The sequence below is a fragment of the Paraglaciecola sp. genome, from assembly GCF_030730205.1.
Lineage (GTDB): Bacteria > Pseudomonadota > Gammaproteobacteria > Enterobacterales > Alteromonadaceae > Paraglaciecola.
Genome location: NZ_JANQVQ010000060.1, coordinates 1 through 4,964 on the forward strand (window position 1 = coordinate 1; position 4,964 = coordinate 4,964).

Here is a 4,964-nt window from a genome sequence, read left to right on the forward strand (position 1 = left end):
AATATACTGACTATAAATGAGTTTGTTATTTTGTTCATGGGGCTTCCTTTCGAGGTGGGGTAATTATCATAAATCTTGAGTTTGGTTCAAATAAGTAAAACTTTAATTTACACCAACTATCAGTTTTATATAGTTCTTTAACATCATATAGTCGTGAAGAAGCGTTGTAAGTAAAGGGATATTCAGCAAAGTATTGAATTTTTAAAATCGATATAAACGTATTTTATTGTTTTTTATTCAGGGCAGGCAGGATTGGCCTAAACTATGCTTTGAAAAAGGCGTCTGGCATGATAATTCACACTTGCGCGTAATTAATATGTTCGGCTGTCAATATCAAAAAAGTCAGTCCTAGGTATTTAAAGCAATGTGAAGTGGGTCGTTATTAGATATCATATTATGAAGAGTGCGTGTAATTGAGTGGATGTCCGGTCTCTATGGTCACTTTAAACGGAATAAGTACATTGTTAAAAACAAGTACGGTAAACACAATATTAGTTAATGGAAAAATAAGTGACAACAGCTAAAAAAACCCTATTCGGTACTATTTGGAACGTTCTGCTCAACATATTTAATCAAGCTTCATCTCTCATTGTTTATGTTCTGCTCGCCAGAATACTCAGTGTAGAAGAGTTCGGCTTAATGGCGTACTGCTTTTTAATTACTGAAATGGTCATACTCTTTAGTAATTTTGGGGTAAATCAGATATTAATCCAAAAGCCAAATTGGAGTGAGCGTTTAGCTTCAAATTGTTTTTGGTTTTTACTTATTATATCTGTTCTGCTTGGTTTGATACTGAGCGGTATTATCGCACCTTTGAGTGAGTTTTATTTTTATGAAGGCTCAGGGGTCATGTTAGTTGCCTTAGCCACTGTCCCAATATTGAACTCAATATCTCTAGTTAGTTTAGCCAAGCTCCAACGCCACTTTCAAAATAGAGTGATTACAATCATCAACGTGGTATGCACTACCATTGGTGGTGGTATCTCTATTTTGCTCGTGTTTCAAGGGTATGGTGTATGGTCCGTTATTGTTGGCCGGATACTACAAACATTATTTACTACTATTTTGTTCTTATCTGTTGAACGGTATATTCCTAAATATCCACTACGTAAAAAGTATTTCTATCTGATTTTTAAATTTGGTTTGCCACTTTTCTATAATACTTGTTTGACTTTTGTTTCTACACGCAGCATTAATTTAGCGACAGCATTTTTATTAGGAAGCGCGCAATTTGCCTTTGTATCAGTCGCTCAGCGTGCACTTAGAATGCTATCTGAAATAACGTTAACTCCGTTGAATGCTGTTCTGTTACCCGCTTTTTCAAGGGTAGATAAAAATACTAAATTATCAGATGTATATTGCAGGGTGGTTACCATCGCATCGACTCTAGTGCTGCCCATGTATTTAGGATTAGGCGCAGTGTCGGAAGAGGCCGTGTTTCTGCTATTTGGTGAGCAGTGGGGTAGTAGTGCAGATTTATTATTAATTTTTTGCTTCGGCAGTGTTGTGAGTGTGTTGGGATGGTTTTTGCCAACGTTATTGATCTCAAAAGGGCACACATCACAGTCATTTAAAATTAATGTAATAGCGACTGTTTTTAATATTATTTTTACTATAGTAGGCGCTTATTTCTCAGCCAAAATGGCTGTTTTGGGTCTTTTACTTGCAGCAGTTACGTCATTACCTATTAGATTTTCATTAACAAACAAGACAATTCCAATTAGTTTATTTGAGGTGTTTAAGGCAAGTTTACCAGCTTTAATTTCATCGCTAGTGATGTTTTGTGCAATTATTTGGGGGTTTGATTTGTTACATCTCGAATTAGCTATTTTGCCATTGCTGCTCGCTAAAATCGGCTTTGGTTTCGCTGTTTATACATTCATTATGCTTGTTGTATTTAAAAAGCAGAGTTATCAAGTAATTGGCCAAATAGTCCCTTTACTAAAGAAAAAAGTAGCAAAATAGCGAGTGTTGAATACCGGGTTTTCAAATATTTATCCGCGTAGTCACGCTTTTATCGCTATCGTTAAATAGATGGCTTATTAGATATAGTTGAGTGAAACTGAATTATGAAAAAATTACCATTAGTTAGTGTTATTTTGCCTGTCTACAATGTTGAATTGTATTTGGCAGAGTGCCTGGATTCGGTTTTAAAGCAAAACTATCCTTATTTCGAATTAATAGCAGTAAATGACGGTTCTACAGATCAATCTCTGGATATATTACTAGCATACCGAGATAAGTTTGAAGGTAAACTAGTCATCATCGAACAAACCAACAAAGGTTTATCCGCAGCCAGAAATACTGGCCTTGAAAACGCTAAGGGTGAGTTTATTTACTTTTTGGATAGTGATGATTGGATTTTGCCCAACACTCTTGATAAATGCATAAACGAACTAGTTAAAACTAATGCTGATTTAGTCATATTTAACGCAAAAGCGTTTTGCGATGATATGCCTGAAGAAATGATTGAAAACTTTGATTATTCAAGAAACCTACCCGCTGATCATTACACAGACGGCCATCAGTTATTTGTAGACTCTAGAAATAGTGGTTTTTACATCGTCCAGTCTTGTTGTTACATGTATCGCTTCAAGCATCATTCTGGACTGCGTTTTATTGATGGTATACTTCATGAAGACAACTATTTTACTACCATGCTATTTTTAACCTCTTCAAATATAAGGGTTTTACAAGACCGTTTTTTTCAACGGCGTATTCGTAAAAACTCGATAACTACCAGTTCCTTATCCATGAGGCATGCAAGTGGTTATTATAAATCAGTTGTATTTCTTGCTGATGAATTATCAAAAAAGGCTATCCATTCTGCTGACATTACTCAGTTCCTGCATTACATGATTCAGGTGGGGTTTGAGATAGAAAGAGAGTTAAGTAACGGGAGCGTAAGTTTTAATCGGAAATTTGAGTTGATCAAAAAGTTTAAGTCTGTAGTCGATTACAAAATAACGCTACGTATATTGTTGCCTTCAGTTTATTACAAATTATTAAAACTCTTCAAAAAAATCTAGCTTAAAAAAGTTAGATTCTTTTTTATATCTATTTTGACTAAAATCGAGGCAATAAGGCGCGTTTTTTCACTGAACGTTAATCGAGTCAGCTATTGTGTGGGCTTGATTAACTGCACCACTTGGCGCGACATACCTAACTTCACAATCCATTTTAAAACCAGTTTGCGCAAACACAGTATTGCGGGCTAATGCGATCAAATAAATGATATCTTCACTGGACGCTCCGCCAAGGTTAACAATGAAATTTGCATGTAAGGGCGATATTTGTGCTTGGCCCTTTTTTGTGCCTTTCAGCCCTGCTTTTTCGATAGCAAAACCAGGTGGGCCTACTACATCATACATTGAGGGGTTTGAAAGAAATACCGAACCACAGTTGGGAAGTTTTCGAGGAAATTTCTTTCTTCTGGAGCTTAATATTGAGCGCATTTGATTGCGCACTACGTCTCTATCTGAAGGTTCTAAACGTAATGTAACTGCCGCAATAATTCGTTCATCACCCTGGAAGGGGGAAGTTCGATAGGAGTGCTGGAGATCTTTCGCTTCAACAGTTTCAATTTCTCCAGCTTTATTGATGAGTTGAACACTTTCTACATTTTCTAAAATACCTCGGCGGTTGCTCCCTCCGTTCATGTAGATCAAGCCACCTATCCGGCCAGGTATGCCACAGATGTGTTCAATACCACTCAATCCCTTGCGGTAAGAGCGATAAGCCAATTCGGGAACCCATACGCCAGCTTCGCAATAGATTTTTGTGCCGCTGATTTCAATTTTTGAAAGAGCATTACCAATCTTAATTATCACGCCATGATAACCCGCATCTGCAAATAATAAGTTAGATGTGTCACCTACTATCATACTGGGTACATCTTTAAATTGATTTATAACCCTGATCGCTTGCTGCAACTCCTGTATATTTGCAGGTTCAACTACTACGCTAGCCAATCCCCCTATTTTCCAATAACTAAGGGTTGACAGTGAGCAGTCTATGCTCACTGAACTTGGCATCACGTTTACTAATTGCTTTGTAAGTGCTTGTAATGATGTCATTAAAAGGTATTAACTCTCTAAAACGGTGATTTCAATGCCTAAGGCTGCTAATTTCTTAGCTAAGTTGTTATAACCTCTAAGTGCCATCTCAACTTCATGCACAGTGGATGTTCCATCCGCGCAAAGAGCTGCCATAACTAAGGCCATGCTTCCTCGTAAATCTGTTGACGTCACTTCACCTGGCTTGAACTTACCGGGGCCACGTAATGTTATTTTGCCCTTTTCAGCTTCTACAACAGGTTCGTTGATCAATTTTTGTAATTCATTGGCATAGGCAATACGTTCAGGATAGCGATAATCAAACACTCTTGAGTCACCTTTAGCTACTATCCCTAATAAGGTATAAAACGACTGCATATCTGAAATGATGCCAGGATGAGCACCACATGCTAATTCAAAAGATTCTACTTGCCCATTTTTCAAACAATCAGGAGAGAAGTAAATGCTGTTTGAATTACTTAAAAAGTCAATGCCCATATTTTTTAAATGCAATAACGGGACTTCCATCGAGTCGAATGGGACGTTATTAATTAACAGTGTACCCTTTGATAAAACGGCATAAACTAACCAAGTTAATGCCTCAATACGGTCTGACATTACAGACTTAATAACTCCCTTAAGCTTTTCTGTGCCTTCAACAATAATATGACTACTGCCATTCACCGTAATTTGTGTGCCCATTCTTCTTAAGAAGTCGATTAAATCTTCTATCTCAGGCGTTATATACGCATTGACTATTTCTGTTTTACCCTGGGCAATTGCGCCGCAAATTAAAGCATTTTCTGTGCCGCCAACTGTAGATATAGGAAATTTAATTGTTGCACCGATAAAACGGTCTGCTTCGATAGAAATAAAGTCAGGTTCTTGTGTGACTTTTGCCCCCAATCG

General features: G+C 37.2%; 4 protein-coding genes. 2 read left to right on the forward strand and 2 right to left on the reverse strand.

What is annotated here, in order from left to right:
* Positions 1–510 precede the first annotated feature (510 nt).
* Both NWQ57_RS05620 and NWQ57_RS05625 read left to right on the forward strand, forming a co-directional pair.
* Complete coding sequence (locus NWQ57_RS05620) at positions 511–1,965, forward strand: oligosaccharide flippase family protein (protein ID WP_306021157.1); 1,455 nt, start codon at positions 511–513, stop codon at positions 1,963–1,965.
* Positions 1,966–2,069: 104 nt separating this feature from the next.
* The gene (locus NWQ57_RS05625) at positions 2,070–3,029 is read left to right on the forward strand and encodes a glycosyltransferase family 2 protein (protein WP_306021158.1); all 960 of its coding nucleotides are present in this window, start codon (positions 2,070–2,072) and stop codon (positions 3,027–3,029) included.
* 66 nt (positions 3,030–3,095) lie between these two features.
* On the opposite strand, the gene murB is transcribed toward NWQ57_RS05625, so the two are convergent.
* Together murB and NWQ57_RS05635 are read right to left on the reverse strand one after the other, a co-directional pair.
* Entirely contained in the window at positions 3,096–4,076 is a 981-nt protein-coding gene (murB, locus tag NWQ57_RS05630) for a UDP-N-acetylmuramate dehydrogenase (protein ID WP_306021159.1), read from the reverse strand.
* Positions 4,077–4,085: 9 nt separating this feature from the next.
* Positions 4,086–4,964 (reverse strand): hypothetical protein (locus NWQ57_RS05635; protein WP_306021160.1); only part of this gene is annotated, 879 nt, incomplete at its 5' end.

What these genes read in the sequence shown, in the direction of transcription:
- NWQ57_RS05625 (WP_306021158.1), top strand. Translation starts at nt 2,070, where the DNA reads ATGAAAAAATTACCATTAGTTAGTGTTATTTTGCCTGTCTACAATGTT.
- murB (WP_306021159.1), bottom strand. Translation starts at nt 4,076, where the DNA reads ATGACATCATTACAAGCACTTACAAAGCAATTAGTAAACGTGATGCCA.